This window comes from Sphingobium limneticum (assembly GCF_008710155.1).
GTDB lineage: Bacteria > Pseudomonadota > Alphaproteobacteria > Sphingomonadales > Sphingomonadaceae > Sphingobium > Sphingobium limneticum.
This window is the reverse complement of record NZ_VYPZ01000070.1, coordinates 1-3,323: the sequence shown is the minus strand read 5'-3', so window position 1 is coordinate 3,323 and position 3,323 is coordinate 1. Positions and strand designations below refer to the sequence as shown.

The 3,323-nt window shown below is 54.3% G+C and carries 4 protein-coding genes and 1 pseudogene; 2 read left to right on the top strand and 3 right to left on the bottom strand.

The genetic code is table 11. The features are described 5' to 3' along the window. Window positions 1–122: 122 nt before the first annotated feature. Window positions 123–731: pseudogene (locus tag F4U94_RS23905) on the top strand (IS3 family transposase); the annotation flags it as partial. On the opposite strand, the gene F4U94_RS23900 reads toward F4U94_RS23905, so the two are convergent. From F4U94_RS23900 to F4U94_RS23890, 3 genes are all read right to left on the bottom strand, one after another. Continuing rightward, window positions 728–1,186 carry a hypothetical protein gene (locus tag F4U94_RS23900; protein ID WP_145986208.1) on the bottom strand — a complete coding sequence of 153 codons (459 nt, stop codon included), beginning with the start codon at window positions 1,184–1,186 and terminating at the stop codon, window positions 728–730. The pseudogene F4U94_RS23905 and the gene F4U94_RS23900 sit on opposite strands and share 4 nt — an antisense overlap. Window positions 1,187–1,271: 85 nt before the next feature. Continuing rightward, complete coding sequence (locus F4U94_RS25660; RefSeq protein WP_232015924.1) at window positions 1,272–1,436, bottom strand: excisionase family DNA-binding protein; 165 nt, start codon at window positions 1,434–1,436, stop codon at window positions 1,272–1,274. A gap of 96 nt (window positions 1,437–1,532) precedes the next feature. Continuing rightward, window positions 1,533–2,288: a hypothetical protein gene (locus tag F4U94_RS23890; RefSeq protein WP_120249913.1), complete on the bottom strand. Its 756-nt coding sequence runs from the start codon at window positions 2,286–2,288 to the stop codon at window positions 1,533–1,535. Window positions 2,289–2,467: 179 nt separating this feature from the next. Between F4U94_RS23890 and F4U94_RS23885 the strand changes: the two genes are divergently transcribed. After that, window positions 2,468–2,902: a hypothetical protein gene (locus F4U94_RS23885; RefSeq protein WP_120249912.1), complete on the top strand. Its 435-nt coding sequence runs from the start codon at window positions 2,468–2,470 to the stop codon at window positions 2,900–2,902. The last annotated feature ends 421 nt before the right edge of the window (window positions 2,903–3,323 follow it).

Here is a 3,323-nt window from a genome sequence, read left to right as displayed (position 1 = left end):
TGGCAGCGCCGCCCGCCAAAAGCTGATCGAGAAGCTCATTCGGTATGGCAGGTTCTTTGCGTCGTGACATAGTGGGACTCCTTGTTGCCCATTATGCCCGGCCACACACGGAAATCCTGACAGTCCCCGGCAAGCCGGTTCGCACCACGATTGCGGACAAGGCGGCGCCATGCCCGCTCGATCAGGTCAACCGCCAGTTCCATGCTCCAGCGCCAAACATGCTATGGGTCTCCGACTTCACCTATGTCGCGACCTGGGCGGGGTTCGTCTACGTCGCCTTCGTGATCGACGTCTACGCTCGCTATATCGTGGGCTGGCGTGTCAGCCGGACAGCGCACGCCAGCTTCGTGCTGGATGCGCTTGAGCAGGCTATCCACGACCGACGGCCTGTTCATCGCGGTGGCCTGGTCCATCATAGCGACCGCGGTTCGCAATACGTGTCCATCAAGTACACCGAACGTCTCGCGGAAGCCGGCATCGAGCCATCCGTCGGCAGCGTCGGCGACAGCTACGACAACGCTTTAGCCGAGACGATCAACGGTCTTTACAAGGCCGAGGTGATCCACCGTGGAGGCCCTTGGCGCTCATTCGAAGCCGTCGAATACGCTACCTTGGAATGGGTCGATTGGTTCAACAACAGGCGCCTGCTGGAGCCGATCGGAAACATTCCGCCCGTCGAAGCCGAGCAACGCTACTACGCTATGCTGGACGACGTCCCACTGGCTGCCTAATTTAAGAAAACTGGCCTCCGGCAATCCCGGTGCGGTTCAGCTGCCCGATCAGCAGGCGCATGTATCGTGACAGGCACAATCCGACTAATCGAATTGGGAAAACCCTTCGTTGCGCGACCCTTTGCCTTATGAATAAGAGGTATTTTAAGGGGAAATGAGGTTTCCTCGACGCGCCAGCCTGTTTCGGTGTGATGTGTGAGGACAGGTATTAACGGCGCCACTGCATCCTTGGCCTGCTGACAAAAGCGACACCACGCCATGCGCAGTTCGCTCCAAAACTCCGGGTCAACATCTGACAGATAGGCTTTCTCGAAAGCGGTCAACTCACTCGCTTCCGAATTGACGGTGGATAAGGCAAAGCTGGCTGGCGCGAGGCGCCACTTCCCGTTCAAATTTTTTGGCGATAAATTTTGGCTAACAGATTTTGCTTTAAGCTTTTTACGAATGGTAGGCATAGGATCTCCATCGCCGGAGCCACACGGTTCCAGCGTTTCCAGTCTTTCGATTTTGGGAAAAGCCGCTGCTAACGGCAGCTAGGATCTATCCGCGCTCAATGAGAGCGCGGATGCTATCGATGGGAATAAGGGTGCGGCGTCCCACCTTGACGCGCTTCAACTGACCTGAGGCGAGCAACTCGAATATCTTCGTGTTGCCTAGTCCTGTCAGTTCCCGCGCCGTCTCGATTGTTACAGTGAATGGTTCCATATCGTTCCTCGGGCGTCGCTGCGCCACGGTGGCCAGCGAACGGGAACGAAGAAGCCTTAATTTTAGCCCTAAGGAAATTCATCGGGTTCAAGAGGTTCAGGGTTCAAGATCTAAACTCTTGTCATGGCGGTATTCGTTCAGAATCTCTTTAGCCAGGCGCCGGGCGGTTGATTCGGAGGGCGGATTACCGTCAACTTCACCAGCCATCTTCTTGATGGATTCCTCGAGTTTTGCCTGCTTCCCCGTCTTCTCGAACGGCCCGAAGTTCTGTTCAAATTTTCCTTCTTTGATCATTTTGCGGTACGGAGAAAAAATCTTTTCTCGGTCCCATTTTGGCTGTCTTCGGCTGTTGCCTGCGACGATGCCAAACTTGCTCACGTGATCGTCGATCACTGCGCCGACCTCATCATGCAAGAAGGAGACCCCATCAGCGACATATCTGCGGCCGACCTTGGTCATGAAATTTTTTTCATCTTCATCATACTCAAGCATGATTTCTGGCTCATCTGTTGTCGCGAACCTATTGCCCTCCCAATCCCATAGATTGTCATCATAAAATGACACGCTGCGCTGAGACCAAAATTTCTTCTTGATGTTCCCGCGCTCCAAGTCGCTCGCGAGGTGAGAAGCCCTCTTCAACGTAGCGTTATGGACCCACGTTCCTACTTTACCCATGTCAGGCTCGACGAAGAGGTCATCAGCAAGCGCGTGTAGCTTCCCGCCACGAAGGGCTCCCTCGAGGAGAGCTTTGGCCCCATCATAACTTTGCAGCGCTGCGCGTGCCCAATCCAGTGCTTCACGCGCTTCGATCCAGACGTCCGCCCGTCGATCTTCATCTATGATATTTTTCATTCGTCTCTTTCGGCGATTTCTATTGCTGCTCATCAATAAGCTTCCAGCGAGATAGGGAAGCGTGGAACCCAACCATTTGGCGGTTTGCAATCCCTCTTCCACTTAGCAACTGAAATGGTAAGCATTTTCATGGAATAGCTGCATTAACTCGAGGTCAGCAGGCTTCGGCGGGGAAAAATGTGATCGACACCGGTAGGCCGCGCGATACGGATCTGACGAATGGGGACGTCCACCATCTCTATCTTGAGTGGGACCCCTTTGATTGCAAACATGACGATCACCTGCCACGTTGGGGACGTGTGGGAGACATTTGGTACCCTATCATCTTTATCGGCAAGATGGTGAAGGCGAGGGCGTACGAAAGTGATCTCATGGACGGCAGATATTTCGAGAAAGCGGCCCTCCGCTGGCGTGACTGGTATTGGAATTTTGCCGAATCCATCAGAGAACGTCAGGCTGTCGCCGTGGTACGTGGTGACTGGAAATGCGTCGGCGTGCACGCCGTCATGGAAGTAAGGAACGATTTTCCTCTGGTACTAAAAATAGGTGAGCGCCTGCTCGAATTGAAAGAAGAGGCACAAGTCGCAGGATCTGACCAACGTAGGGTTCAGTAAGATCACAGGGCCGCAAAAAGTCTCTTAGTCGGCCGCTTTGCTGCCCCGATGCATTCCCCACAGCGGACGTTCGTAACACGGTATCAATGGCACCGGCGGCGGCTAAAATATCGGCAGCTGGTTGAGCGAATTCAGCCGATGCGCAGCTTGAAACTACTGCGCATCGTGCTGCGATGAAGATGCTGGACAATTCCCACGTCGAGGACTGCTACTGCAGGGCATGAACGAGTGATCAGTTCTACAACTGTCCCGCTTGAAACCTGCCTGTATGTAATCGCCCCAATCCTGCTCATTCGTATCGCTCCGGTGAGGGCCGCCTTGCGGTGATCGGCTGATATTTCGAGATGGCACCGGTGCAAGCGCCGGTGTTTGCACCGATACTAGGAACGGTGCGATGACTCAGATCACGGTAATTTCAGGC

Bases quoted from the DNA above. Each gene is read 5' to 3' on its own strand.
- F4U94_RS23900 (WP_145986208.1), bottom strand. From the start codon at position 1,186: ATGCCTACCATTCGTAAAAAGCTTAAAGCAAAATCTGTTAGCCAAAAT.
- F4U94_RS25660 (WP_232015924.1), bottom strand. From the start codon at position 1,436: ATGGAACCATTCACTGTAACAATCGAGACGGCGCGGGAACTGACAGGA.
- F4U94_RS23890 (WP_120249913.1), bottom strand. From the start codon at position 2,288: ATGAAAAATATCATAGATGAAGATCGACGGGCGGACGTCTGGATCGAA.